Origin of the sequence: Streptomyces araujoniae, from assembly GCF_050871195.1 — a bacterium.
Taxonomy (GTDB): Bacteria; Actinomycetota; Actinomycetes; order Streptomycetales; family Streptomycetaceae; genus Streptomyces; species Streptomyces bacillaris.
Genome location: NZ_CP194070.1, coordinates 6,652,079 through 6,678,084 on the forward strand (window position 1 = coordinate 6,652,079; position 26,006 = coordinate 6,678,084).

General features: G+C 70.9%; 16 protein-coding genes. 10 read left to right on the forward strand and 6 right to left on the reverse strand.

All coding sequences use genetic code 11. From position 1 onward, the window contains the following. Positions 1–5 precede the first annotated feature (5 nt). Entirely contained in the window at positions 6–749 is a 744-nt protein-coding gene (locus ACQ9ZG_RS28410) for a hypothetical protein (protein ID WP_028418274.1), read from the reverse strand. 104 nt (positions 750–853) lie between these two features. On the opposite strand from ACQ9ZG_RS28410, the gene ggt reads away from it, so the two are divergent. Together ggt and ACQ9ZG_RS28420 are read left to right on the forward strand one after the other, a co-directional pair. Continuing rightward, positions 854–2,671: a gamma-glutamyltransferase gene (gene ggt, locus ACQ9ZG_RS28415; protein WP_109917192.1), complete on the forward strand. Its 1,818-nt coding sequence runs from the start codon at positions 854–856 to the stop codon at positions 2,669–2,671. A gap of 285 nt (positions 2,672–2,956) precedes the next feature. After that, the gene (locus ACQ9ZG_RS28420) at positions 2,957–3,829 is read left to right on the forward strand and encodes a glycoside hydrolase family 75 protein (RefSeq protein WP_499281355.1); all 873 of its coding nucleotides are present in this window, start codon (positions 2,957–2,959) and stop codon (positions 3,827–3,829) included. Between the two features lie 161 nt (positions 3,830–3,990). Here the strand turns inward: ACQ9ZG_RS28420 and map are convergent, their stop codons facing one another. Next, positions 3,991–4,758, reverse strand: coding sequence for a type I methionyl aminopeptidase (gene map / locus ACQ9ZG_RS28425; RefSeq protein WP_028418277.1), 768 nt, complete (start codon positions 4,756–4,758; stop codon positions 3,991–3,993). A gap of 73 nt (positions 4,759–4,831) precedes the next feature. On the opposite strand from map, the gene ACQ9ZG_RS28430 reads away from it, so the two are divergent. The 6 genes from ACQ9ZG_RS28430 to hydA all read left to right on the forward strand — a co-directional run bounded on the left by ACQ9ZG_RS28430 (position 4,832) and on the right by hydA (position 11,594). Continuing rightward, positions 4,832–5,167, forward strand: a complete 336-nt coding sequence (locus ACQ9ZG_RS28430; RefSeq protein ID WP_109915702.1) for a helix-turn-helix domain-containing protein — start codon at positions 4,832–4,834, stop codon at positions 5,165–5,167. A gap of 28 nt (positions 5,168–5,195) precedes the next feature. Further along, positions 5,196–5,576: a PPOX class F420-dependent oxidoreductase gene (locus tag ACQ9ZG_RS28435; RefSeq protein ID WP_109915703.1), complete on the forward strand. Its 381-nt coding sequence runs from the start codon at positions 5,196–5,198 to the stop codon at positions 5,574–5,576. 172 nt (positions 5,577–5,748) lie between these two features. After that, positions 5,749–7,416, forward strand: a complete 1,668-nt coding sequence (locus ACQ9ZG_RS28440; RefSeq protein ID WP_499281356.1) for a hypothetical protein — start codon at positions 5,749–5,751, stop codon at positions 7,414–7,416. A gap of 521 nt (positions 7,417–7,937) precedes the next feature. Continuing rightward, a complete protein-coding gene (locus ACQ9ZG_RS28445) occupies positions 7,938–8,780 on the forward strand; it encodes a nitrilase-related carbon-nitrogen hydrolase (protein ID WP_018491456.1) in 843 nt (280 codons plus the stop codon). Then, positions 8,777–10,060 (forward strand): aspartate aminotransferase family protein, encoded by a 1,284-nt coding sequence (locus ACQ9ZG_RS28450; RefSeq protein WP_109915634.1) that lies wholly within the window; start codon positions 8,777–8,779, stop codon positions 10,058–10,060. The genes ACQ9ZG_RS28445 and ACQ9ZG_RS28450 overlap by 4 nt, the downstream gene beginning before the upstream one ends. A 133-nt stretch (positions 10,061–10,193) precedes the next feature. Continuing rightward, positions 10,194–11,594 (forward strand): dihydropyrimidinase, encoded by a 1,401-nt coding sequence (gene hydA / locus ACQ9ZG_RS28455; RefSeq protein WP_109915633.1) that lies wholly within the window; start codon positions 10,194–10,196, stop codon positions 11,592–11,594. A gap of 75 nt (positions 11,595–11,669) precedes the next feature. Here the strand turns inward: hydA and ACQ9ZG_RS28460 are convergent, their stop codons facing one another. From ACQ9ZG_RS28460 to ACQ9ZG_RS28470, 3 genes are all read right to left on the reverse strand, one after another. After that, positions 11,670–12,104, reverse strand: a complete 435-nt coding sequence (locus tag ACQ9ZG_RS28460) for a hypothetical protein (RefSeq protein ID WP_146225716.1) — start codon at positions 12,102–12,104, stop codon at positions 11,670–11,672. A 6-nt stretch (positions 12,105–12,110) separates the two neighbouring features. After that, complete coding sequence (locus tag ACQ9ZG_RS28465; protein WP_109915631.1) at positions 12,111–18,527, reverse strand: RHS repeat domain-containing protein; 6,417 nt, start codon at positions 18,525–18,527, stop codon at positions 12,111–12,113. 195 nt (positions 18,528–18,722) lie between these two features. Continuing rightward, complete coding sequence (locus ACQ9ZG_RS28470; RefSeq protein ID WP_109915630.1) at positions 18,723–22,511, reverse strand: LamG-like jellyroll fold domain-containing protein; 3,789 nt, start codon at positions 22,509–22,511, stop codon at positions 18,723–18,725. 509 nt (positions 22,512–23,020) lie between these two features. Between ACQ9ZG_RS28470 and ACQ9ZG_RS28475 the strand changes: the two genes are divergently transcribed. Continuing rightward, positions 23,021–24,022 (forward strand): TIGR03842 family LLM class F420-dependent oxidoreductase, encoded by a 1,002-nt coding sequence (locus ACQ9ZG_RS28475; protein ID WP_018491453.1) that lies wholly within the window; start codon positions 23,021–23,023, stop codon positions 24,020–24,022. A 60-nt stretch (positions 24,023–24,082) separates the two neighbouring features. Here ACQ9ZG_RS28475 and ACQ9ZG_RS28480 read toward each other — a convergent pair whose 3' ends face one another. After that, positions 24,083–24,847 (reverse strand): hypothetical protein, encoded by a 765-nt coding sequence (locus tag ACQ9ZG_RS28480; protein ID WP_109915629.1) that lies wholly within the window; start codon positions 24,845–24,847, stop codon positions 24,083–24,085. A 199-nt stretch (positions 24,848–25,046) separates the two neighbouring features. Between ACQ9ZG_RS28480 and ACQ9ZG_RS28485 the strand changes: the two genes are divergently transcribed. Continuing rightward, a complete protein-coding gene (locus tag ACQ9ZG_RS28485) occupies positions 25,047–25,403 on the forward strand; it encodes a hypothetical protein (RefSeq protein ID WP_109915628.1) in 357 nt (118 codons plus the stop codon). Positions 25,404–26,006 lie beyond the last annotated feature (603 nt).

Consider the following 26,006-nt stretch of genomic DNA (forward strand, 5'->3'; position numbering starts at 1 on the left):
GGCGTTCAGTCGGTGGCCCGGTGGGAGGGCGGAGCCGTCGGTACGGGCGCCTGCGCCGCACGCGTCACATCGCCGACGACCTCCACCACATCGGGGCCGTACGCCTGGGAGTTGACCACCTTCAGCAGCAGCGCGAACGACTTGTTGCCGTGCTTGCGCAGCAGCTTGTCGTAGTGGCGTGTCACATAACGGGTCGCCGCCTGGTTGGTGATGGCCCGCTGCCCGCAGAACAGGAAGACCGGGCGCGCCTCCTGACCGCCCGTCAGTCGGGCGAGCAGGACGTACTCCGAGGTCCCCGGCTCCAGCCGGTAGCGCTCCGAACCGATCTGGAAGGCGACCTTGTCCGGTCCGGCCTCCGGCTCGGTGTTGATCCGTACGCCGGGGAGCAGGGTCCGCAGATGGGCCGCCATCCGCTGGTTGGCCGAGGGGCCGCCCACGCAGAACTCCGTACGCTCCCCGAAACCCTGCTGGGCCGCGTCGTGCGTCACGATCTGCGCATGGGCCCCGCAGTCCTTGATCAGCGCCGACAGCTCCAGCAGGGCGAAGACGTCGTACCGGTGCACGGCCCCCTCGGCGCCCGCGTACCGGTTGACGACCAGCAGGCACTCGGAGTGGGCCGGCAGCCCGAAGAACGCCTGCTTGCGGCGGAGCTTGCGCCGCAGGAGGTAGGTACGGGCCAGCCAGCCCAGCGATGCACTGATCCCGGCGGCTATCACGCCCAGCACGATGTTGCGCACGTCGTCCGTCATGGCCGGGCATGTTATCGGTCATTCGGGTAACCGTTCGAGGCGGTCCTGACGATCCGGGTGTCACCGGGCTAGCCTGCGCGGAGATCCGTTGACTGGAGGTTCGTATGCGCCGTTCCGTCGGCCGGAACACATCGATAGTGGCCGCCCTGGCCGTGGTCGCCTCGCTCGGGGCCGCCGCTCCCGCGGGCTCCGCGACCCCCGCCCACCGGGCTCCCGTCCCGCCCAAGTCCCCGGTGGCGGTGGGGTACGGGGGAGCGGTGGCCAGTGTCGACCGGGACGCCTCGGCGGCCGGGATCGAGGTGCTGCGCAAGGGCGGCAACGCGGTCGACGCGGCCGTGGCGACCGCCGCCGCGCTCGGGGTGACCGAGCCGTACTCGGCGGGCATCGGGGGCGGGGGGTACTTCGTCCACTACGACGCGAAGAAGCGCACCGTCCGGACCATCGACGGCCGCGAGACCGCGCCCCGCAGTGCGGACGCCTCCCTCTTCCTGGAGGACGGCAAGCCCATCCCGTTCGAGGAGGGCGTCACCAGCGGCCTCTCCGTCGGGACTCCGGGCACCCCGGCCACCTGGGAGCGGGCGCTCGACGCGTGGGGCACCAAGTCCCTCCGTACGCTGCTGAAACCGGCCGAACGCCTGGCGCGGGACGGCTTCGTGGTGGACGAGACCTTCCGCTCGCAGACGGCCGCCAACCAGGCCCGCTTCGCCGACTTCCCGGCCTCCGCGCGGCTGTTCCTCCCGGGCGGCCAACTGCCCGCCGTCGGCTCGGTGTTCAAGAACCCGGACCTGGCCCGCACCTACGAGAGGCTCGGCCGCAAGGGCGTGGGCGAGCTGTACCGGGGCGAGCTGGCCGACGACATCGTCCGTACGGTCCGCAGGCCGCCGGTCGACCCGAAGTCCGCCCGGACCGTCCGCCCCGGCGACCTCACCCGGGGCGACCTCGCTGCCTACCGCACCCTCCAGCAGCCCCCGACGAGGATCGGCTACCGGGGCCTGGACGTCTACGGCATGGCGCCCTCCTCGTCCGGCGGCACGACGGTGGGCCAGGCGCTCAACATGCTGGAGCCCACCGACCTCTCCCGGGCGAGCGAGACCCGCTACCTCCACCGGCTCATCGAGGCGAGCCGCATCGCGTTCGCCGACCGGGGGCGCTGGGTGGGCGACCCGGCCTTCGAGGACGTCCCCACCAAGGAGCTGCTGAGCGACCGGTACGCCGCCTCGCGCGCCTGCCTGATCAGGGACGACGCGGTGCTGACCAGCCCGGTCGCGCCGGGTGACCCGCGCAACCCGGGCCGGTGCGGGAGCGGTGGTACGGCGGCGCCGACGACGTACGAGGGGGAGAGCACCACCCATCTGACGACGGCCGACAGGTGGGGCAACGTCGTCTCCTACACCCTCACCATCGAGCAGACCGGCGGCAGCGGCATCACCGTCCCCGGGCGCGGCTTCCTCCTCAACAACGAGCTGACCGACTTCTCCTTCGCCCCGGCCAACCCGGCCGTCCACGATCCCAACCTGCCGGGCCCGGGCAAGCGCCCCCGCTCGTCGATGTCCCCGACCATCGTGCTCAAGGACGGCAAGCCGGTCCTCGCCCTCGGCTCACCGGGCGGCGCCACGATCATCACCACCGTGCTGCAGTCCCTGACCGGCCACCTCGACCGCGGGCTGCCGCTCGTCGAGGCGCTCGCCGCCCCGCGCGCCAGCCAGCGCAACGCGGCCACCACCGAGATCGAGCCGGGGCTCTGGAACAGCCCGGTCCGGGGCCGGCTCGAAGCGCTCGGCCACGCGTTCCGGCAGAACCCGGAGATCGGCGCCGCCACCGCCGTACAGCGGCTGCCCGACGGGCGCTGGCTCGCGGCGGCGGAAAAGGTGCGGCGGGGCGGAGGCTCGGCCATGGTGGTGCAGCCGGGCGGCAGGAGCTGACCCGGCCTCATGGGGCCGCCGTGCGAGGCGATCCCATGAGGCGGCTTCCCCGGGTTCCCCGAGTTCCTGGTGTTCTCGGAGTGCTTGGAGTGCTTGGAGTGCTTGGAGTGCTTGGAGTGCTTGGAGTGCTGGGAAGTTCGCAGAAGGGGCGGCCGGGCGGGCCGTACGCGCAGACGCCGCGTACGGCCGGTCCGGCCGCCGGGGGAGGGAGCGCCGGTGAGCCGTGCCGGCGGAGGAGGGGCCCGGACGGGTCTCTCCGGTCGACTGGAAGGGCCGTCCCCCACGATGCGCACCCGAACGTTCGCTCTGACCGCCGTCTCCTCCGCCGTGTGCGGCGCCGCCCTGCTCGGGCCCGCCGCGCTGCCCGCCACCGCCACACCCCACAGGCCCGCACCGGACACCTCGCCGGGGGAGCGGGCCGGCCGCCTGCCGGACGCGTGGGCGGGCGACGGCCGCGCGGACCCGGATCCCGGAGTTCCGGCCGGTGCGACGGCGGATGCCCCGGCCGGCGTGACGGCCGGCGTCCGGACCGATGCCACGGTCGGCGCCCGGGCCGATGCTCCGGCCGAGGACGCCCCCGTGACCGCCGGGGAACTGCTCGCGGAGGTCCGCTCCTGCCGGCAGATCTCGCGGGGCAAGTACCGTACGGACGCCGGCAGCGCCAAGGCCACCGTCCCCGTCTGCGCCACCGGCGACGCCGTCTTCTGGAAGGCGGACATGGACATCGACTGCGACGGGCGGCGGACGAAGGTCTGCAACAAGAAGACCGACCCCTACTTCCAGCCGCAGACCGCCTTCACCAGTTCGCGCGGCAAACCGCTGGACTCGGCCGCGCTGCCGTTCGTGGTGGTGCCGGCGCCCAGCCGCACCTGGGACTACCGGAAGTCCGGGCTGACCGGCGGCAGCGTCGTCGCCGTGATCTACGAGGGCAGGGTGCGGTACGCCGTCATCGGTGACACCGGGCCCGCCGGGATCATCGGGGAGGGCTCGTACGCCCTGGCCGAGGAGCTGTCCATCGACCCCCACCCGACGACGGGCGGGGCCGCGTCCGGCGTCACGTACATCGCGTTCAAGGACTCCCGGATCTCCCCGATCGAGAGCCGCGCGAGGGCGGAGAGCCGGGGCGAGGAGCTGGCGAGGGCGTTCGTCGGGCGCTGAGCGGGCCCTCGGCCTTCGCGGGCCCCGGGACCTCCGCAGCCCCTGGGACCTCCGCGAGACCCGGAACCTCCGCGGGGCCCCGGGCCGCTGTGAGGTCCCAGGCCGCTGCGGGGTCCCGGGCCGCTGCGGGATCCGAGGGTTCCGGGAGACCTGAGCGCCGGTCAGAGCAGGGTGAGCACGCGGGGGCCGTCGTCCGTGATGGCTACCGTGTGCTCGGCGTGCGCGGCCCGGCTGCCGTCGGTCGTCCGCAGGGTCCAGCCGTCCGGATCGTGGCGGAACTCGTCCTGGCCGCCCGCGAGCAGCATCGGTTCGATGGCGAGGACCATCCCGTGGCGCAGCGGCATACCGCGCCCCGGGCGGCCCTCGTTCGGTACGGACGGGTCCTCGTGCATCGAACGGCCGATGCCGTGGCCGCCGTAGCCGTCGAGGATGCCGTAGCCCGCCGCCCGGCAGACCGTGCCGATGGCGTGCGCGATGTCCCCGATCCGGTTGCCGACGACGGCCGCGCCGATGCCCGCCTCCAGGGCCGCCTCCGCCGTGGCGATCAGCCGGGTGTCGGCGGGGCGGGCCTCGCCCACGGTGAAGCTGACCGCCGCGTCCCCCGCCCAGCCGCCGAGCAGGGCGCCCGCGTCCACGCTGACCAGGTCGCCGTCGCGCAGCGGTTCGGCGGAGGGGATGCCGTGGACGACGGCGTCGTTGACGGAGACGCAGATGACGGCCGGGAAGGGGGTGGGCGCGAAGTGCGGCTTGTAGTCGAGGAAGGGGGAGGCGGCCCCCGCCTCGCGCAGCACCTCGCGGGCCGCAGCGTCCAGCTCGCGGGGGGTCACGCCGACCGCCGCGACTTCCCGGGCGCGGGTCAGGATCTGGGCGACGACCCGGCCGGAGTCGCGCATGGCCTCGATGGATGTGTCGGTCTTGATGTGCACCATGCCCATTACTATACCGGTCGAAGCGGTATAGTAATGACGGTATAAGAATGGTGGGCCGTAGTAGAGTGGGGCCATGGTCCGCACCCCTCTCACCCCCGAAGAGCGCCTCCGCGGCGAACGGCTCGGCCGCCTCCTCCGCGAGGCGCGCGGGGAGCGCAGCATGGTCGCCGTCGCGGCGAGCGCGGGAATCTCCGCCGAGACCCTCCGCAAGATCGAGACCGGTCGCGCCCCCACGCCCGCCTTCTTCACGGTCGCCGCGCTGGCCGGGGCCCTCGGCCTCTCCCTGGACGGACTGCTCGGCAGTTGCGGACCGGAGGGTGCGACGGCCTCCGGTCCCGCCGAGCCCGTCGGTCCGGCCCGGACCTCCGGACCGCCCGCCGAACCCGCTGCCATCCCCCTGATCGCGTAACGGCCGCGCGGTGCGTAGGGTCGCGTCCGTGACTCTCCAGGACTTCGCGCGCAGCGAATACGTCAGCCTGACCACGTACCGGAAGGACGGCACACCCGTCGCCACGCCCGTCTGGGCCGCTGTCGACGGCGAGGTGCTGTACGTCTGGACCCGCTCCGACTCGTGGAAGGTCAAGCGGCTCCGGAACAGCACCGCCGTCACCGTCACCGTCTGCGATGTGCGCGGCCGGATCGCGGCGGGCGCCCCGAGCGCCGAGGGCACCGCGCGCCTCCTCGACGCGGCGGAGACGCGCGCGGTGCGCAAGCTGCTCACCCGCAAGTACACCTGGAAGTTCTGGCTCGTCGACTGGCCCGCCACCGTCGCCCGCCTCGGCAAGCGCCCGCACACCGGGATCGCCGTCACCTTCTGAGACCGGCCCCGCGCCCGGCCGCCCTGGCGTGCGGAGGGGCGCACGGTGCCCGTGCCGTGCGCCCGCCGCAGCGCGGACGAAAGCCGCGCGTAGCCGCCCCGTAACACACCTGCGGTCGAATGCCTGCGGACTGGAAGGCTCCAGTCGAAGTCGACAGTCGGCGAGAGCAGCGATGACGGTGCGTCAACAAGCAGTGGATGTAGGCACGTTCGCACAGTATCTACGAGAGCTGACGGCACGGCTCGACCCCGGGAGCGGGTGGTACGGGGTCTTCGCCCGGCGCGATCCGCAAGGGATGCGGTCCTGCCTCGACGGGGTGGAGATACCGCCCTGGGACGTCGTGGAGTCGCTGCTCGCGGACCTGGCCGCACTGCACGGAACGCAGTTGGCCGAGCGGGTCTCGGTACGTGCCGCCGCGCTCCACTCAGCCTCCGCCGCGGCCCAGGACCGGCGGCCCGGCGGCCGCCAGGAGCTGGTCCAGCGGCTGGAGTTGATGATCCGGGAGCAGGGCCGGGCGGCGGAGCGGCTGCGTACGGCGGGGGCGGCGGGAGCCGCCTGGCCGGCGGGGGCGTCCGGACCGGTGGGGGCGTCCGGACCGGTGGGCGTGGACTCGGCCGCGGCGGAGGCGCTGGCCTGGGCACAGGACGACCACCGGCGCGCGGCGGCCCGCTGCGCGGAACTGCGGGGGCGGCTGGCGGCGGTGGCGGTTCCGCGGCCGAGGGCGGGCGAAGGGGCCGAGGAGTGGACGGGGCGCGGCCCGGCGAGTTGGGGCGGGGCGGCACCGGAGCCCGTACCGGGGCCGGATTCGGGGGCGGCGCCGCGGGGGTCCGCTCCGGGGGCTGCGTCGGGGTCCGTACCGACGTCGGAGCCCGTACCTGAATCCGTACGGAGACGTGAACCGGCCGCCGGACACGGACCGGCCGCCGGACACGGACCGGCCCCCGGACACGGACCGGCCCCCGGGGGTGAGCCGACTGCCGTTGGTGAACCGGCCGCTGGAGATGAACCGGCCCCCCACCCTTTGGCGCGCTCCCGGTCCCTCCGCAGGTCGGGGACGGGTTCCGGGGCCGGTCCTGTTCCCGGCCCCGCCCCCGCGCCCCGGCGCAAGAAGCCGCGGGGCGCACGGTTCGCCGGGCTCGATGTGGACGACGAGGGGGAGGGGACCGGGTACGCGCCCTCTCCCGTTCCCGTGCTGCCCGCGCCCCCGGTGAAGGGCGGCTCCGCCCCGCGCGGCGCCCGGTTCGGCGGAGGCGCTGCGGGGGAGCCGGAGGCGCGCGTCCGCGTCGCCGCGCCGAAGCCGGACCCGGAGGCGGGCGCGGCCGTGGTCGCCGCCGTCGAACGGCTGGTCCTGCTCCGTGCGGCGGGGCACAGCGGCGAGGCCCATGTCGTGCTCTGCGAGATGGCGGCCTGGCCCGCGCCCCGGCTGCCGGTGCTGGCGGTCGCGCTGCACCGGGCCGGGCTCGCCGCCGACTGGACGACCCTGCTCTGGGAGGCGTCGTCGCTGCCGCCCGCCGGGTTCGCCGCGGCGGCGGGCGCGCTGGCCGCGGCGGGCCGTGGCGACGACTGCGGGCTCTTGCTCCGGCAGGGCGTGGCGAGACCCGCCGCCGAGGTGGCCGAAGCGGTCCTGGCCCTGGACGGGTCCGGCCACGGGGCCGAGGCGCGGGCGCTGCTCGGTGCCTTCGTCCGCGTACGTACGCCCCAGGAGGCGGCCGGGATCGCGGGCGGCGACGAGGGCCGCCGCATCCTGCCGCACCTGCTGGCGGCGGCCCGCGAGGTGTCGGTGGAGCGGGAGTGGGACCTGGTCCACGCACTGCGGGTGGCGGGCGTGCCGGGGGTGTGAGGCGGGCGCGGGGCCCGCCCGCCTCCGGGCGGGTATCGAGGGTCCGGCCGGAGGTCTCCCGTACGGTCGTGTGGCCGGACTCATGGCGTCCCGGACCGGTGGTGTCCCGGGGCATGGCGTTCCGGGGGGGGCATGGCGCCGGCGCCGGTTCGCCGACCCGCGGCCCGGTCCTGCCGAGGAGCGCGTACCGCATGAAGGTGCTTCCGCCCGACCACCGCTCCCCGCGGCGACGGTCCTGCCCCTCGTGATGCCGCGGTGCTCGGACGCCCCGGAGGCCACGGGCCGGAGCGCGTTTCGGGGCGACCGCCATCCGATCCGCCCGAGACGCCACCGGGTGCGGGGAATGATGCGTACCGTGGCCGTTGTGGACCGCTCGGGTGCGAAACATGATCGACTCAGCCGGTTCACGGCGATGGTCTTGCCCCGCCGGACGGAGGGGCTTACGTTCTCCATCCATGCACCGATCTACGTGCGTAGAAATCGCGTAGAGGCTCTCTGACGCCGCGTCGAAGGAGCAGCTCATGTCCCACGTCGTACGCGCCGCACTCGTCCAGGCGACCTGGACCGGCGACACCGAATCCATGATCGCCAAGCATGAGGAGCATGCGCGCGAGGCCGCCCGGCAGGGGGCGAAGATCATCGGGTTCCAGGAGGTGTTCAACGCCCCCTACTTCTGCCAGGTCCAGGAGCCCGAGCACTACCGCTGGGCCGAGCCGGTCCCGGACGGGCCGACCGTCCGCCGGATGCAGGACCTCGCCCGGGAGACCGGCATGGTCGTCGTGGTCCCGGTGTTCGAGGTCGAGCAGTCCGGCTTTTACTACAACACCGCCGCCGTGATCGACGCCGACGGCTCCTACCTCGGCAAGTACCGCAAGCACCACATCCCGCAGGTCAAGGGGTTCTGGGAGAAGTACTACTTCAAGCCGGGGAACGTCGGCTGGCCGGTGTTCGACACGGCCGTCGGTAAGGTCGGCGTCTACATCTGCTACGACCGGCACTTCCCCGAGGGGTGGCGCCAACTCGGACTCAACGGAGCCCAGTTGGTCTACAACCCGTCCGCCACCTCGCGCGGTCTCTCCGCCTACCTCTGGCAGCTGGAACAGCCCGCGTCCGCCGTCGCCAACGAGTACTTCGTCGCCGCGATCAACCGCGTCGGCCAGGAGGAGTACGGCGACAACGACTTCTACGGCACCAGCTACTTCGTCGACCCGCGCGGCCAGTTCGTCGGGGATGTCGCCAGCGACAAGGAGGAGGAACTCCTCGTCCGGGACCTGGACTTCGGCCTGATCGAGGAGGTCCGCCAGCAGTGGGCCTTCTACCGCGACCGGCGGCCCGACGCCTACGACGGGCTGGTGGAGCCGTGAGCGGACTGTACGAACGCCACCTCGCCGTCAGCCCCGGGTGGCTGGCTCTCTACTACCGCCACCCCATCGAACTCACCCACGGCGAGGGCCGGTACGTCTGGGATGCCGACGGCAACCGCTACCTGGACTTCTTCGGCGGCATCCTCACCACCATGACCGCCCACGCCCTGCCCGAGGTCACCAAGGCGGTCGCCGAACAGGCCGGGCGGATCATCCACTCCTCCACCCTCTACCTCAACCGCCCGATGGTGGAGCTGGCCGAGCGCGTCGCCCACCTCTCCGGCATCCCCGACGCCCGGGTCTTCTTCACCACCTCGGGCACCGAGGCGAACGACACTGCGCTGCTGCTCGCCACCGCCTACCGCCGGTCCAACCAGATCCTGGCGATGCGCAACAGCTACCACGGCCGCTCGTTCTCGGCCGTCTCCATCACCGGCAACCACGCCTGGTCGCCCACGACGCTCTCCCCGCTCCAGACGCTGTACGTCCACGGGGGCGTCCGCACCAGGGGCCCGTACGCCGAGCTGAGCGACGCGCAGTTCATCCGGGCGTGCGTCGCCGATCTGGAGGACCTCCTCGGCCACACCCGGGAGGCCGCCGCCCTCATCGCGGAACCGATCCAGGGCGTCGGCGGCTTCACCTCACCGCCCGACGGACTGTTCGCCGCGTTCCGCGAAGTCCTGGACCGGCACGGGGTGTTGTGGATCTCCGACGAGGTGCAGACCGGCTGGGGCCGCACCGGCGACCACTTCTGGGGGTGGCAGGCGCACGCCGAGAACGGGCCGCCGGACATCCTCACCTTCGCCAAGGGCATCGGCAACGGCATGTCCATCGGCGGAGTCGTTGCCCGCGCCGAGGTGATGAACTGCCTGGACGCCAACTCCATCTCCACGTTCGGCGGTTCACCCGTCACCATGGCGGCCGGTCTCGCCAACCTCGGCTACCACCTGGAGCACGACCTCCAGGGCAACGCCCGGCGCGTGGGCGGTCTGCTCATCGAGCGGCTGCGGTCGGTCGCCGCCGCCTCGGACGCCGTACGCGAGGTGCGCGGCCGGGGCCTGATGATCGGCATCGAACTGGTGAAGCCCGGCACGGACGAGGCGGACCCGGAGGCGGCCGGGGCCGTCCTGGAGGCGGCGCGCGCGGGCGGCCTGCTCATCGGCAAGGGCGGCGGCCACAACACCAGCGTGCTGCGGATCGCCCCGCCCCTGACCCTGACCGTCGCCGAGGCGGAGGAAGGTGCGTCGATCCTGGCCGACGCCCTGCGCGCCGCCGGCTGAACACCGTACGACCGCAGTCCGAGCCGTACGGCAGCGGTCCGAGCACCGAGCACCGTACGAGCGCCGACCGGGCAGCGTACGGGGGTCCGCCCACGCGGCCGGGCCCCCGTACCGCCCCAGCGAGGAGGTACCCATGAGCCGCACCGTCATCCACGGTGGCCTGGTCATCACCGCGTCCGACGAGATCCACGCCGACGTCCTCGTCGAGGGCGGACGCATCGCCGCGCTCGCCGCCCACGGCACGGACGCGGCCGAATCCTGGACCGCCGACCGCAGGATCGACGCCACCGGCAAGTACGTCATCCCGGGGGGCGTCGACGCGCACACCCACATGGAGATGCCGTTCGGCGGGACCTACGCCGCCGACACCTTCGAGACCGGCACCCGGGCCGCCGCCTGGGGCGGGACCACCACCATCGTGGACTTCGCGATCCAGAGCGTGGGCAGGTCCCTGCGTGAGGGGCTCGACACCTGGTACGCCAAGGCGGACGGCAACTGCGCCGTCGACTACGGCTTCCACATGATCCTCGCGGACGTGAACCCCTCCTCGCTCAAGGAGATGGACCGTCTCGTCGCGGAGGGCGTCACCTCCTTCAAGCTCTTCATGGCGTATCCGGGCGTCTTCTACTCCGACGACGGCCAGATCCTCCGCGCCATGCAACAGGCCTCCGGCAACGGCGGGTTGATCATGATGCACGCCGAGAACGGCATCGCCATCGACGTGCTGGTCGAACAGGCCCTGGCCGCCGGCCGCACCGACCCCCGCTACCACGGAGACGTCCGCAAGGTCGCCCTGGAGGCCGAAGCCACCCACCGCGCCGTCCAGTTGGCCCGGGTCGCCGGCTCACCGCTCTACGTCGTCCACGTCTCCGCCGACGAGGCGGTGGCCGAGATCGCCGCCGCCCGCCACAAGGGCCTCCCGGTCTTCGGCGAGACCTGTCCCCAGTACCTCTTCCTCTCCACCGACAACCTGGCCGAGCCCGACTTCGAAGGCGCCAAGTACGTCTGCTCCACGCCGCTGCGCCCCAAGGAGCACCAGGAGGCGCTCTGGCGGGGCCTGCGGAACAACGAACTCCAGGTCGTCTCCACCGACCACTGCCCCTTCTGCTTCTCCGGCCAGAAGGAGATGGGCCGCGGCGACTTCTCCAAGATCCCCAACGGTATGCCGGGCGTCGAGCACCGGATGGACCTGCTCCACCAGGCGGTGGTGGACGGTCACATCACCCGCCGCCGCTGGATCGAGATCGCCTGCGCCTCCCCGGCCCGCATGTTCGGCCTCTACCCGAAGAAGGGCACCATCGCCCCGGGCGCCGACGCGGACATCGTCATCTACGACCCGGCCGCCGAGCAGACCCTCTCCGCCGAGACGCACCACATGAACGTCGACTACTCGGCGTACGAGGGCAAACGGATCACCGGCCAGGTCGAGACCGTGCTCTCGCGCGGCGAACCCGTCATCGAGCACCGCAAGTTCACCGGCCGCGCCGGTCACGGCACCTACCTCCCGCGAGGCACCTGCCAGTACGCGGAGTGACCCGCGCACGGCTCACACACGCGGCAGGGCCGGCCCCGCCCGAGGACGGAACCGGCCCTGCCCGACGTGGAACGGCTACGAGACCTTGCGCACTTCGTACCCGTATTCCTTGTCGCTGTCCGTGGAGAAGTAGAGCACCGGCTTCTCCCCGGTCTCGGCTATGCCCATGCTGCCGGTCTCGGTGTGCGAGAAGGAACCACCCTTCTCATACGTGAGCTCGATGAACCGCTGGTTCTCCAGTTCCCACGTACCGGCGCCCGCCAGACGCTCTCCGGCGGGCGGAGGATCGCTGAAGCTGAAGGTCTCCGCTTCGCGATGGATTCCGGACATGGCGAACCGTCCATCGGCCGTGAACTCGATCCGCCCGCCGTCGTCGGCCTTCCAGGCGCCCACAATCTGTGCCCGCTCGATCGTGTGGTCCGGTCCGGCGCATCCGGTCCCACCACTGATGAGCACTGCCGCGAGCACCGTCCCCGCCAGACGTACCTTGTATCGATCCACTGCGCTCACGTCCGCCTACTTGTAGATGGTCTCGGACCAACTGATGTCCACCCGGTAGCCAGCGAAGGCTCCGCCCATGTACTGAGGGTAGTTGTTGTACTTCTTCTGACTCTTGTCGTGCCCGGGGACGAACGATTCGTTGTTGATGGCGGTTTTGACGACGTACTCGACAGTCAGCTCATGCCCCTTGCTTTTGACGATCTCGTACTCGACGTCGTAGGAGCCGAGGACGCCCTGCACCTCCCGGTCCTCTTTCCCGATGAGGAGGCCGCCGAAGTCGCTGGCATAGGCGCCTGCCATCTGAGTCTTGCTCTTCGCGCTGCCGTCACGATTCTTGGTGACGCTGTACTTGTCGTTCCCTGTCATCTTTCCAGTCTCGTTGTACTGCTTCGCCACCGCCTGGCGTACATCTTTCATGCCGCTGCTCTTGATGACCATCTGAGTCATCTTGTCGTCCCCGTCGTAGGAAACATCCGAGATCGTGTTCGTCGGGTTGAGGCCTCGGCTGCCCCACCACCAACGGAACGCAAGGGTCCAGGGCCCGTCGCTCTTGACCTTCCCGTCCCCGCCGTGGTCGTTGTGGACCAGCGAGCCGGACTGCACGGGGATGCTGTCCAGGTACCGCTTGAGCGCCTGCATCTTCTGTGCCGGGCTCATCGGCCCCGTGTACTGCAGCTCGATGGGATCGGGCCCCATGAGCAGCGGCGGCGGGGAGGGCAGCAGGGGAGAGGCTGAGCTGCCCGTGAAGCCGAGAGGGGAGTTCCACGCGGTGCCCGAGTGACCCGTGCTGCTGGCGCCGTAGAGCGGCGGCGACACGGTGGACTCGACCTTGACCACCTCGGCACTGCAGTCCACCCCCATGGTGCAGGAGAAGGAGCCCAGCCCCGATGGGTCGGACAGGGTCGCCGGATTGTTCTCGGCGTATCCGTATCCGTTGAGCGACTGGTGCTTGCCCGGCTCCAACAGCGGGTCGACGCTGATGAAACGGCCGAGCGCCGCATCGTACTCACGGGCATCGACATGCGTCAGTCCCGTGGACCTGTCATGCGTCTTGCCCAGGAACCCCCGGTCTCCCGGCCAGAGGCCGATGGCTCCCGCGCGTTCCGCGCCGAAGACGGTCATGTACCGCTTGGTGAACGCCTGGGTGTCGGAGGCGATGGCGAGAGAGGAGGTTCCGTGGCGGTCACCGGCCAGGTACTGGAGCCTGTTGGTGCCCGACTCGTTGGAGCGGACGGCGACGGTCAGCTGCTGCGTACCGTAGAAGCGCTGGGCCCAGAACTTTCCGTCGGACTTGAGATGCAGTTCCGTCCCGCCGGCGTACAGAACGCGCTCGCCGTTCTTCTCGCTGCGGATCAGCAGGTTGCCGTCGGCGTCGTAGACGTAGTCGGTGCTCCTGGCGCCCTCCGAAAGGCTCTCCAGCTTGCCTTCCTTGTTCCACTTGAGGTCCTGAGTCCCGGACGCACCCGGTCGGCTGCGCGTGTTGCCCGTCTCGTCGTACGTGTACGAGCGCTGCGGAGCCGCGCAGTTGTTCTGCGTGCTGGTCCCGGTCAGCAGATGCGGCCGGGCGTCGGTGTAGCAGTAGGTGGTCGTGACGTCACCGGTGGTCCGGTGCTGGGTCTCCGTCCGGCGTTGACCGGCGTCGTCGTAGGTATAGCCGGTCCAGTACGGAGCGGGTCCGGAGAGGCTGTCGGCCTTCCGGGTGTCGCCGCACTTCTGTGAGGCGGGGGTCCATGCCTCCGTGAGACGGCGGAAACCGTCGTAGGCGAAGCACTGGGTCTCGGCCTTGCCGGCTCCGCCCAGCGTCGTCGGGTCGGATATGGCCGTCACGTTGCCGGATTCGTTGAAGGTGTAGTTGAGGTCCTGGAGCATGTACGGATGCGTCTGGTCCGTGACGTGGCTCCGGGTCAGCCGGCCGGTTCCCTCCTCGTAGGTGTTGGTCACGTAGGCCTTCTTGTGGGCCTCGGTGTTCGCGGTGCCGAGCACGAGCTGCTGCACCTGGCCCAGGGCCGAGTAGTCGGCGGAGAGCAGATACCCGGTGGAGCCGACGATCGACTTGATCTCGCCCAGGGGCGTGTGGCCGTAGGTGAGTATCTCGGAGGGAAGGCCGCCCAACCCCGGCTCCGTGGAGTTCGCCTTCGAGCCGTCGATGTTGAAGGCGGTCGAGAAGTCGATCGTGGCCGGTGCCCCGGCCACGACCAGCGGGTCGCTCGCGGGAAGCTTCAGCCGGGTGTCCGTGGCGCGGCCCAGGCTGTCGTAGGCCACGACCTCGCGGACGTACGCCTTTCCGGCCTTGCCACCGACGTAGCGGGTGGAGGAGGACGGACTGCCCTTGAGCACGTCGTCGTACCGGTGCGCGGTCAGCTGGTTGGCATCCGTCCTGCTGCCGGCCCAGGTGGCGGTTATCCGGCCGATCTCGTCGTACTCGGTGAGGACCGCAGCCTTTCTGCTGTCGGTGATCCTGGTGAGCTGGTCGAGCGCGTTGTACTCGCTGTCCGCGTCCTTCTTGTCCGGGTCGTTCACCGTGGTGCGGCGGCCGAAGAGGTCGTAGCCGTAAGTCCACACGGAGTTGTCCGGCCCGGTGAACGTGGTCTCCTTGCCGTCGAGCGTGTAGCCCGTTCTCGCGGATGTGTACGCGGCACCGGTGGCGCTGCCGTACTGGACATCGTCGGGGGAGGAACCGGCGTACGAGCGCGTCTCGACCGTCAGCCCGCGGGCATCGACGACCGCCCGGGTCGCGTTGCCGCCCGTGAGGGACGAGGTGGCCGTGGAATCGCCGGTGTGCTGGGTGGATGTGGTCCAGCGCTTGACCCCGAAGAAGTACACCGAACGCGATGTCTCGCGGCCGGCGCCGTCGAAGACGACTTCGGTCTGGGTGGGCGACTCGCCGTACTCGGCCCGGGTATAGGTGCCGTTGGGCAGGTTCTTGCTGTCGAATATGTCGGCGTGCGTCTCGTAGGCCAGGCCCCGAGAGTCGTAACGGGTGTCGGTGAGCAGCCGGCCTCCCTGCGGAGTCGGCGACTGCTTCTGGAGCGGACGCAGCAGGGAGTCGTAGATCGCGTACGTGGTCTGGTAAGTGGTGCCGTCCTTGTTGAGCACCGAGGTGGAGACCGCGGACGTGTCGGTCCTGCTCAGGCGGTAGCCGAACTTCTGGTTCGGGCTGTAGCCGGCGGCACGGTTGCGGTTCGGCAGCCAGACCTCGGTCATGCGGCCCGCGGCGTCGTAGGCGACCTCCGTCTTCTTGGCGTTGGGGTCGAACGTCCGCAACGGCAGATTGCGCCGGGTGTCGAAGAAGGTGATGGTCTTGTGGCCCTTGGCGTTGGTGACATCGGTGCGTGTCACCGGACCGCCCTGCGCCGGAACGTAATCCGTCCTCGTCGTGTGCTGGGCCGCGTCGGTGGAGGAGGTGGCCCGGCCGAGCGCGTCGTAGCCCGTTGTGGAGACGGTCTGCCACGAGGGCTGGTCCGCCGTGTTGTAGGAGGCCGCGCGGCCGCTCCAGGTGGTGAGGCCCACGGTGGGCTTCTGGGCGGCGGACCAAGTGGCGTTGTCGTAGGCGAGCGCGGTGTCCGAGAGGACATCGCCGCGCTGTGCCGAGGTGGCCGGCAGGTTCAGCGCGGCATCGGTCACCGAGCAGGCCCTGCCGACGGTCCTGACCCGGGACGGCAGAGTGGTGATACCGGCGTCCGCGTTCCGCGCGTACCAGGTGCGGGTGCAGGTCTCGTCGCCTGATCTGGCGTCGTCACCGCCGTCCTGGACCTGGTACGGCATCCCGTGGTCGTCGTGATCGGTCGTGACCGTACGGGAGCGCCAGGACTTCGGCACGGTCAGGTACGTGTGGGTGGTGGTCTTCCGGGTCCGCACATAACGTGCGACGTGGTCCCCGGCGCCCGGCACCTTCTGCCGGGCCGTCTCCTGCGCCCAGGGCTCGTTGACCACGGCCCCGATCGCCGTGGCACCGGAGTACGTGATCTGCTGGCGGAGCTGGCCTCCGTAGTCGGCGTCGTCGGTGATGGAGGGGACCGTGAGGCCCGGGACCGGCAGACCGGGCACGCTGACGGACTTGGAGGTCCCGGACCGAGTGGCGTCGCCGTTCATGCCCTGGAGGTAGAGGGAGACCGTCCGGGAGCGGGTGGTGTCCTTGGCTCCCTTGTAGACGGTCACCTGGCGGTACCCGCGCCAGTCGGACCAGGTCCGTTCCTCCTTGGGCGTCAGGGGCGAGTCGTTGTAGTGCCAGGCCGCGCCGCTGTACGCGAACTCCTGCTCCAGGACGTCGTTGTGCCCACCCGGGTCGGAGGTGACCACGGCGAGTACCCGGTACTTGTGGAACCAGTCCACGGAGGCGGTGGAGGAGCCGTTGATGTTCCAGAACTGCGGGAAGCAGCTCCGGGTGTTGGTGTCCTCGGCGGCTCCGGTCACCTCGCTCCGCACACACTCGGGAGCGGACATCGTGACGGTGGAGACGGCACCGGTCTCCGACGTGACCGTCGAGATCCGGGGCCGGGTCAGCGGCAGGATGTCGTCCGTACCGTCCACCCGGTTGGGGCGCATGTGGTAGGTGAAGGTGATCGGGTCCATGACGACGGGGGTGGCACCGGCCTTGGCGGTCCGCCGGAGCGACTGGAGCGTCAGCACGTGGTCGGTCGTGTCACCGATGTCGCCCCCGTCGAGATACTTCTGGGTCAGCGCCCAGGAGTCGACGGGATCGTACGAGGAAGCCGCCGCCGACCAGGTGAAGGTGTTCACCGAGGTCAGACGCTTGCGGGTGAAGAAGGCCGGCGCCAGCGCGTCACAGTCGCCGGAGCCCTTCGAGCAGAGGGCGTAGAAGGGGACGTCCGGCCATCTCTCGGCGGTTTCCTTCTTCAGCTCGGAGCAGTCGGAGACCGTGCAGCGCTCGTCGTGGCCGAAGGTCACCTTGGCGTCGGCGTTGCCGGTGAACAGCGCCCCCTTGCGCAGGCCGTACTGGATCTCCTTGAGGTACCCGCCGCGGATATAGGGGGCATCGGACTTGGCCGCCTTGTTCTTCCGGTAGTGGTTCTCCTCGGCCGCGTACCAGTAGGTGGACGCGTTGCCACGGGTGTCGTGGACGTAGTCGAGGTTCCACCGCCATGCCTGCGTCAGCGAACGGCCGGCGAAGGAACTGCCCTCGTCGTATCCGGGCTCACCCGAATCGTCGCCGAAGACGGGTGCGGTCCATACGGAGTGGGTGCGCTGGGCGGCTGCACCCGGCAGCTTGTTCAGGCCGAAGACATACGTGGAACCGTCACCGGTGACCACGGTCCAGTATTCGCCGTCGTCGTCCCCGTTGTCGGCCCCGGTGGACCGGGTGACCTGCGACGCGTCGTCGCCCTGGAGCCGCCACTCGCCCGATGCGGTGTCCTTGACCAGGGCGGAGGACTTGCCGTTCAGGACGAGGCGGGCGTTGTCGTACTTCCAGCACAGGTCGAAGATGCCGTCCTGCCCGTCCTTGTCGCAGCTCCCGTAGGAGCGCTCCACGTACGACTCGGTGCTGCTGAACCCTTCGCCGACCGTGCTGCCCTGATTGTTCGTGGAGGCGGTGCGGCCGTCGACACTGCCCGAGTCATAGCCGAGGGACAGAGTCGGCGCCGGTCCGGCGGCAGGCGTGGGCAGGGGGAAGTCGTGCGACCAGGTGAAGGAACCCGAACTGCTGCCGGCCGACCACGACGAGGACTCGGAGAGGTCGGTGGCCGAGTAGTCACCACTGCCCGAGGGGGATTCCCCGGCACCGGCGCCAGGGGCTGCCAGGGCCAGAACGGTGGGGCCGGAGGGGGAGGAGACAGACCGCGCCGAGCCGGCATCGGCGGGGGCGCTCAGCGGTACGACGGCGGTCACGGTCTGCTCGCGCGTGTCGTTGGCCGACGCAAGGGGGGTACGCGTACGACAGAGGGACTTCTCCGGAGTCGTCAGCGCGCAGGCGGGCAGCCTCGAGAGTTCCAGGCGTCCGGCCCAGCCGCCTCCCACCGCCGAGGCGAAGTCGCCGTAGCCGACCGCTATCTCACTCTTGCCCGCGGTCTCGGCCTCGGCGGTCATGACCACGCCGGTGATACCGAGACGGTCTGCGGTCCTCTGGTCCAGGACGTTCACGGTGGCTGTGCCGACGTCGGCCGGGCTCTTCCCGCCCGGGGCCGGACGCAGGGCCAACGGCAGACCGCCCGCGGACCGTTCGGCGGCTCCCCGGGTGAGCTTCGCGCTGCCGGGCTCGGGCCATACGGACTTTCGCTGTTCGGCCTCGGCTCTGCGGGCCTGGACCGTATTGGCCGCCAGATCGGCGGCCACCTGGGCCCGCGACTTCTGCGCGCCCGGGCCGTCGACCGGTCGCACCTTGCTGACCCGCTGCTCCTGGACCTCGGGGCGGCCCAGGCCCCCCGGCCGGGCCTCGGCGGTCGGCGCGTAGATCACTGGAACAGCCACGAACATGGCCAGAGTGCTTGCCAGAATGCTCCGGCCTCGTCTGCCGGTCTTCCGTGGTCGTGGTTTACCTGTGCCGAACAACATGCGGTTCTCCCCCACGGGTCTCACCAACGGTGTGGTGTTTCGCTGCGGCTCCATGGCCGCTCAAAGGCGGGGCGGCGCCATGTCTCGCATGGCGCCGCCCCACGGGTGGTGTCTCGGTCAGTCGCCCACGTGCTCGTCGATCTGCGCCGAGCTCGCCATCGCCCCGGCCCAGAGACGGGTCTCGAAGATCCGGGCCGGCAGGTGGTGCTTCCAGGCGCCGCTGGTGAAACCCGCCCCCAGGGCGAACTCACCACTGCTCGCCCGGGCGGTGTACGCCTTGGCGTCGCCGTTCTGGTTGTGGCCCAGATACAGGCTGATCGTGCCGTCCTGGGCGTCGAACGTCCCGGTCAGCCGCACTTCGCTGTCGAGGGAGGCGACCTCGTCGGAGACGATGGAGCTGAAAGAGCCGTCGTTGTTGAGCCGCCCGAAGTGCCACTTGCCGACGGGCACCGTCGTCTCCAGCCCGGTCTCCATGTCCAGCACCGTGTCCTTGCCCGACAGCTGGTACCAGAAGCCCCAGGCCGAACCGTCGGAGGTCCGCTGGCCGTGGACCTGGCCGGTGTAGCCGATGCTCTTGGTCAGCAGCTTCTCCGGGTCGAGTTTCACCAGGGTCGAGGCGGTGAAGGACCCGAGGTCGTCCACGACCGGGCCCGCCGTGGTCGTGGCCCGGTCGTCCACACCGTCCAGCACGATGGCCTCGTCGGCCAGGGCCGCGCCACCTTGGAGCGTCAGGCTCCTGCCGTAGCCGGACGTGGTGTCGGGGACGGTGGTGCCGCTGCCCGCCGAGGGGTTCCAGTCGGCCATGAGCTCGACTCCCGCGAAGCCTTCCGAGGTCAGCAGCTTCGCCTCATCCTTGATCTCCGCCTCACTGAGGGCCCTCTGCCATACCGCGGGCTCGTCCACCGAGCCGTGGAGGTAGTCCTTGTTCACGTCGGCGTGCATGACCCGTCCGACCTGTAGCGGACCGTCCGAGGCCCAAGCGGTCCCGGCCGCAGCGGTCTCCTGGAGGAGTCCGTTGACGTAGAGGCCGATCGTGCTCTCCTCGGCGTCATAGACGCCGGCCACGTGCGTCCAGACCCCGCGCGAGGCCGTGTGCTTGGCCTTGACGGTGGCGAACTGGCCCTCCTTGGAAAGGGTCCGCAGACTCCATGTCCCGTCGCCCCCGACCCCGTAGGAGAGGTAGAAGGGGCTGTACTTCTGGGTGAAGGGGCTTGCGGTCGACGGTGTCTGACTCAGGACGGTCATGGTGCGGTTGGCGCCGGGGTCGAGGCGCACCCAGGCAGTGACGGTGTAGGACTTGTCGGTTTCCAGAACCCGGGCGGAGGACGACGCGTGGCCGTCCGTCCCGTTCAGGGCCAGGCCCCGGTCGGTGACCGGCTGAGACAGCGGTACCCCCTGGGCGTCGTGTGTCAGCAGCCCCCGGCGGCCGCGGTCGTCACGTACCGCGCCACCGCCGAGCGTCAGGTCGTCGCGTCCGTCGGTGGCTTCGGAGTCAACCGCGACCCCGTCGGCCTCGGACAGATGCCAGCGCCCCTCCGGGGCCTCTCCGGACGCGATCGCGAAGTCCAGCGTGCTCTGCGCACCCCAGCGTCCGAGACTGTCCTTGGCACGGACGTAGATGCGGTACGTTCCGGACTTCGCCGGTTTGACCGTCGCCTTCCCTCCCTTGATCAGCACGCTGTGCTCCGGCACCGCTGCGCACGCCCAGCTCGTCCCGGTGCTGCAGACCTTCTGGGCGTTGGCCCAAGCCTCCTGCGACGTCAGCCTGTACTGGTACGACAGGGTGGGCGGATCTCCGTCGGCCGCGGCGAAGGCGAAGTTCACCGGAGCCCCCGGCCGCCCGCGAGGTACACAGGAATTGGGCAGGCACGGAGTGTGCGGGCTCTCCAGCGTCACCTTCGGCGCCTTGGGGGCGGTGGCGTCGACCATGAAGTAGCACGGTGTCGTGTAACCCGTGTTGAGCCGGTTGCCTCCCTTTTCGTCGAACGAGAGCGTGAGGGCGAGGAGCCGGTAGCGCACCCCTTCGGACAACTTGGGCAGGCTCTTGGACTGGGTCACGAGGTTGCCGACGTAGCCGGACGTGGGGCTGTCCACATCGGTGTGCGCGGTCACCCACGTACCGCCGTCCAGGCGCTGCGTCCGCCACCGGATCCGAAGACTCGCACCGGACTCCCCGCCCGACGCGGTCCTCGGCTTGCCGGTGACCAGCGGGGTCGGGTCGCTGATGATGTCGGGGTCAGCCGCCTGCGTCGAGCACACCGTGCCGTTGCCGGACACCAGGCCCACGCCCGTCGGCAGAGCGGGGAGGGCGACGAACTTCACGGACAGGACAGCGTCGTTGCGGAACCGCTTCCAGGCCGAGGTGTCCGATTCGTCATGGGCACGGATCTGCAGGGTGAGCCGGGAGAACTTGCCCGCGGCGAAGTCACGGACGGTCGGTGTCAGATTCTCGTTGGTCTCCTCGGGGTTGTCCCGGAACTCGATGGCCGCGTCCGGGGAGTCGGGGTCGCAGAGGGAGCCACGGCCCGCGGAAACGTTCCGGTCGACCATCAGGTCCAGTTCCTTGGGACGGGAGGCCCAGGTGGTGGATGACGAGATGTTGTTGGTGCGTACCAGATCGACCCAGCGTGGACTGCACTGGAACGCCCAGGGCTCGGTCACCCGGAAGGTGGCGTCGAGCACCTGCTTGCCCTTGAGCTCTGCGGGCGAGAACTCGTAGTAGAGCCGCTGCACATAGCCGGGGCCGCAGTAGTAGCCGTTCCACGTGCCGCACTTGCCGGCGCCCTTGCCCAGGTCGTCGTCGCCGTTGCCCCAGCCGTACGACTCGTAGCCGTCCGAGCGCAGGAGCGTACGCTCCGACTCGCCCCAGGTGACGTTCGGATCGATGAAGAGCGGGAAGTCCGTCCCCTTCGCCTCGGTCAGCATGGAGGTGTCCGGCGTCACGGCGAGCGCGTCCTTCGTGACCCGCACGTCCATCCGGACGACCCGGTCGCCCTGTCCGGGCTCCATGCCCTTGCCGGAAGGGTTGTTCTCCGCCGTGTCGCCGGGGATCTCCTGGGCGGTGAGAGGAGCCGCGGTCGCGTGGGCGGATCCGGCCAGGGCCGGGGCCCTTCGAGGAGCGGTCTTCTGCCCCTTGGCAGCAGCTGCCTTGCCGGCCGAGTTCCACATCTGCGCAGGCGGCGCGCGGAAGACCGTGGCTCCGTTCGCGTCCACGGCAGTGAGGTTGCCCGCCGGTCCCTGGCGGACCGTCAGCCCCTCGGTCCTCAGTCCGAACGACACCTTCTTCAGCCGCGGGTCCTCGGCGGCCTCGGGCGTCTTCACCACCAGGAGGTGCTGGAAGCTCTCCACCGTCGCGTTGACCTGTAGGTCGACACCGGGCAGGACCTCCGGGTAGAGGGCCGTGGCTCCGTCGAGTTCGGGCTTCGGCAGAGTGCCGGGCCAGGAGAGGCTGAGTGAACGCCCCTCATCCGCGATCGTGGCGAGCGGAGATTCGCCCCCACCCCCGGAGAACCTCACGTCCGCCGTGGCGGCCCTGGGCCCCACAGTGCCGTCGCTCCACCGTACGAGAGTTGCGTCGGGGGTCTGCCAGCCGCCACCCTCCTTCGCCACACGGACCGGAACGGTCGACTGCTCCGCCGTGAAGGAGACCCCGTCCGGGTTGGCGAACACCGTTGCGCGTTCGGAGCGTTCCGCCACGAGTTCCACGGGTTTCCCCGTGCGCTTGGCTTCCACCAAGGCGCTCGTGGCGGTGTCGTCCGCGGTGCCGGAGGCTTTCCCGGTCGCGCTCACCACTTCCGGCGCCGATTGCGCGGCGAGCGCCCCCGGCGCCGACACTCCCACTATGGCCACGCTCAAGAGGCCGGCCAGGGCCCCTCTGCTGCTGCGCGAAAGCGCATGCCTCCACATTTTGCACCCCGTCTGCACGCAAAGATGAGAATTCTCTGAGAGGAGAAAACTGTTGTGCACGCTATGCGGAGCAGAGGTGAAGATCCATGCGGATTAATGGGGGCTCAGGGGGCAAATCCCTCTTTCTCTGGGTGTCGTGCGTCACGGGTCATGCGAGATTCGGGGGAGATATGGGTGCATGACGGAGTTTCAGACAACTCTGGATTGGCGTGATTGCATCGTCCCCTTTCTCTGAAAAGCTTCAGGATCGGTTTCCAGCCCGGGAAAAGAACCGGTCCTCCGGGTGGCTCTCCCCCGGGCACGTGAATGCGACGCGTCGAACAGGGTTCGGCCGGTTCCGATGTGGAAGGATCCCGGGGCACGGAGCGGTCCCGGCGCCGCGCCGTACCGGCCGAGAGTGCGCACCCGTGCCACGAACCCGCTGTCGACAGAGGGAGGTTCACCGGCCGAGGCAGCCACGGCCCCGACACTCCCGCGACACCTGCCGTACCCGGACCAGGAGATCCCGCATGGACTTCGGACTCGTCCTCCAGACCGACCCGCCCGCCTCCGCCGTCGTCGGCCTGATGCGCCGTGCCGAGCGCAACGGCTTCCGCTACGGCTGGACCTTCGACTCGGCGGTGCTCTGGCAGGAGCCGTTCGTCATCTACAGCCGCATCCTGGAGCACACGGACCGCATGATCGTCGGCCCGATGGTCACCAACCCGGGCACCCGCACCTGGGAGGTGACCGCCTCCACCTTCGCCACCCTCAACGACATGTACGGCAACCGGACGGTGTGCGGGATCGGGCGCGGGGACTCCGCCATGCGGGTCGCGGGCCGGCGGCCCAACACGCTGGCCCGGCTGGGGGAGGCCATCGACGTCATCCGGGACCTCGCCGAGGGGCGGGAGGCCACGGTCGACGGGCAGCCGTTGCAGATCCCGTGGGTGAAGGACGGGCGGCTGCCGGTCTGGATGGCGGCGTACGGGCCCAAGGCCCTCGCCCTGGCCGGGCAGAAGGCGGACGGGTTCATCCTCCAGCTCGCGGACCCGTTCCTCACCGAATGGATGATCAAGGCGGTACGGGACGCGGCGGCCGACGCCGGACGGGACCCGGACTCCGTCACCATCTGCGTCGCCGCCCCCGCCTACGTGGGCGACGACCTCGACCACGCCCGCGAGCAGTGCCGCTGGTTCGGCGGGATGGTCGGCAACCACGTGGCCGACCTGGTCGCCCGCTACGGGGAGCACTCCGGTCTTGTCCCGGAGGCGCTGACCGCGTACATCGCCGGACGCTCCGGCTACGACTACAGCCACCACGGGCGCACCGGCAATCCGGACACCGCCTTCGTCCCCGACGAGATCGTCGACCGGTTCTGCCTGCTGGGTCCGGCCGAGGCCCACATCGAGAAGCTCCAGGCGCTGAGGGACATGGGCGTCGACCAGTTCGCCGTCTACAACATGCACGACGCGCGCGAGGCGACCATCGACGCGTACGGATCCCGGATCATCCCGGCCCTGACCGGCTGACACCCCTCGGGGTACGAGCCGGTTCCGCCGGTCCCGTCCGAGGGGCGGGACCGGCCGTGCTCAGACCGGTTTCACGCTGCGCCCCAGCAGCGCCGTCACATCCACCGTCTCGTCCGCCGACGGTGTCCCGGCGGGCACCGGCCGGTCGAAGCCGGAGAAGGTCACCGTCCCCTTCTCCTTCGGCCCCTCCACGGCGATCCGCACCGGGTACGGCTCACCCTCGGTGGCCACGAACACGGTCACCCGCTCGTCGCCCCGCGCGCGGGTCACCGGGATGACCGGCGCGCCGTTCACCTCGGTCTCGCGGCCCTTCGTCAGCGTGCCCCGGTCGGCGGCGTCGCGGTTGTCCTCGACCAGTTCGCGGAAGGTGTCGAGATCGCAGACCTCGGTCACCGACAGCAGCCGGGGGTCGTCCGCCTTCGCCTTCATGTAACGGCCGTCGAGGATCGCGTCGAAGGTGGAGCCGCCGACCGGGACATGGGTCTCCCAGAACGCCCTGTCCGGTTTCAGCCAGACGTCGTCGGCGCGCTTCACGATCTCGACGGAACCGTCCTCGCCCATGTCGATCCCGCCCGCGCAGTCGCCGTCCCGGTCCAGGGCCAGGTCGACGCTCATCGAGTCGCCGCTCCCGTCGACGCTGCCCCGCGCGCTCAGCCGCAGGGAGGTGACCTTGAGCAGGGCGTCGCGCGAGCGTTCCGTGATCTGCTCCGCGCCGAGCGAGGCGATGTCGTCGTCGTCAGCCTGCGCGACCGCGCCACCCGTCACGGTGAGTGCGACGGCCGCCGCTCCCGCGGCCGCCCGTGCGGCCCATCGGTGTCCGCTCACGTCGCCTCCTCGGAAAGGCGCCGGTCGGACGGGGCCGAGCGGGGTGACCGGCACATTCGAGCGTACGCCGGGACCGGGGGCGCCGCCCGGCGCGTGTACGGAGCGTCAGGCGTGGCGGTGTTTTCGGCCACGGAGCGTGGGGAGAGCGGTACGTGATCCCGCCCGGGGTCACGTACGGACGAACCCATGAAGGAGAACCATGAAGCTGTTCACGGGGAAGCGGACCCGGTCCGCCCGTCGGGCGTTCGGCACGGCGTCGGTGGTCGCCGCGCTGGCGCTTCCGGTCACCGCGCCGACGGCGGCCGCAGCCCCGGCCGCGATTCCGCCCGGCCTCTCCTGCCACACCGGCAAGCACGCCGTCGACGAGTACACGGGCTACGCGCTCTGCCGCAACAACGGGAGCCAGTCGCAGACCTTCTGGGTCCACCTGGTCTGCGGCTGGGCCCCGGACGTCGACGGCAACCGCGTCACCCTGCGGCCCGGCGAGTCCGGCCAGTCCACCGCCCACTGCGGGAAGATCGGCACGGGCATCGGGGAGATCCATGTCCGGCCGTGACGCGGCAGGGGTGCCGCGGAGGCGGCACCCGTAACGGTTGAGCGTGCCGCCTCCTCTCGTTACCCTCCAGTAAGTACGTGTGGGAAGCGGCCGGGACGACCGGCCGGCCCCGCGGCCACGAGGGAGGCGGCACGCCCATGTCCTCAGCGGAGCCCACCACCGAGCGCACGGAGCCGGACGTACGAGCCCTTCCGGGCCGGGACGGCCGGGCGCCGCACGATCCGGTGCCGGACGGTCAGGCTCTGCCCGGCCTGGCGGAGGACAGTCGGGCGCCTGAGGGCGGGGCGCCGGAGAGCGGGGCGCCGGACGCCGGGGCGGCGCGCCATGACAGCCGGGCCAAGGACCGTCGGGCGGAGGTCAGTCGGGCGGAGGGGAGCCGGGCGCCGGAGAGCGAGGCGCGGGACGCCCGGGAGTCCCGCCCCGACAGCCGGGCGTCGCGCCCCGACAGCCTGCCGCCCGCCCCGGCGCCCGTCTCCGTCCACGAACGGGCGCCCGCTCCCGCCCCGGCGCCCGTCTCCGTCCACGAACGGGCGCCCGCTCCCGCCCCGGCGCCCGTCTCCGTCCACGAACGGGCGCCCGCTCCCGCCCCGGCGCCCGTCTCCG

Excerpts from the sequence above, each read along its gene's own strand:
- ggt (WP_109917192.1), top strand. The coding sequence starts at position 854 with ATGCGCCGTTCCGTCGGCCGGAACACATCGATAGTGGCCGCCCTGGCC.
- ACQ9ZG_RS28485 (WP_109915628.1), top strand. The coding sequence starts at position 25,047 with ATGAAGCTGTTCACGGGGAAGCGGACCCGGTCCGCCCGTCGGGCGTTC.
- ACQ9ZG_RS28410 (WP_028418274.1), bottom strand. The coding sequence starts at position 749 with ATGACGGACGACGTGCGCAACATCGTGCTGGGCGTGATAGCCGCCGGG.
- ACQ9ZG_RS28445 (WP_018491456.1), top strand. The coding sequence starts at position 7,938 with ATGTCCCACGTCGTACGCGCCGCACTCGTCCAGGCGACCTGGACCGGC.
- hydA (WP_109915633.1), top strand. The coding sequence starts at position 10,194 with ATGAGCCGCACCGTCATCCACGGTGGCCTGGTCATCACCGCGTCCGAC.
- ACQ9ZG_RS28430 (WP_109915702.1), top strand. The coding sequence starts at position 4,832 with ATGGTCCGCACCCCTCTCACCCCCGAAGAGCGCCTCCGCGGCGAACGG.
- ACQ9ZG_RS28420 (WP_499281355.1), top strand. The coding sequence starts at position 2,957 with ATGCGCACCCGAACGTTCGCTCTGACCGCCGTCTCCTCCGCCGTGTGC.
- ACQ9ZG_RS28440 (WP_499281356.1), top strand. The coding sequence starts at position 5,749 with ATGACGGTGCGTCAACAAGCAGTGGATGTAGGCACGTTCGCACAGTAT.
- ACQ9ZG_RS28465 (WP_109915631.1), bottom strand. The coding sequence starts at position 18,527 with ATGTTCGTGGCTGTTCCAGTGATCTACGCGCCGACCGCCGAGGCCCGG.
- ACQ9ZG_RS28475 (WP_018491453.1), top strand. The coding sequence starts at position 23,021 with ATGGACTTCGGACTCGTCCTCCAGACCGACCCGCCCGCCTCCGCCGTC.
- map (WP_028418277.1), bottom strand. The coding sequence starts at position 4,758 with ATGGTGCACATCAAGACCGACACATCCATCGAGGCCATGCGCGACTCC.
- ACQ9ZG_RS28470 (WP_109915630.1), bottom strand. The coding sequence starts at position 22,511 with ATGTGGAGGCATGCGCTTTCGCGCAGCAGCAGAGGGGCCCTGGCCGGC.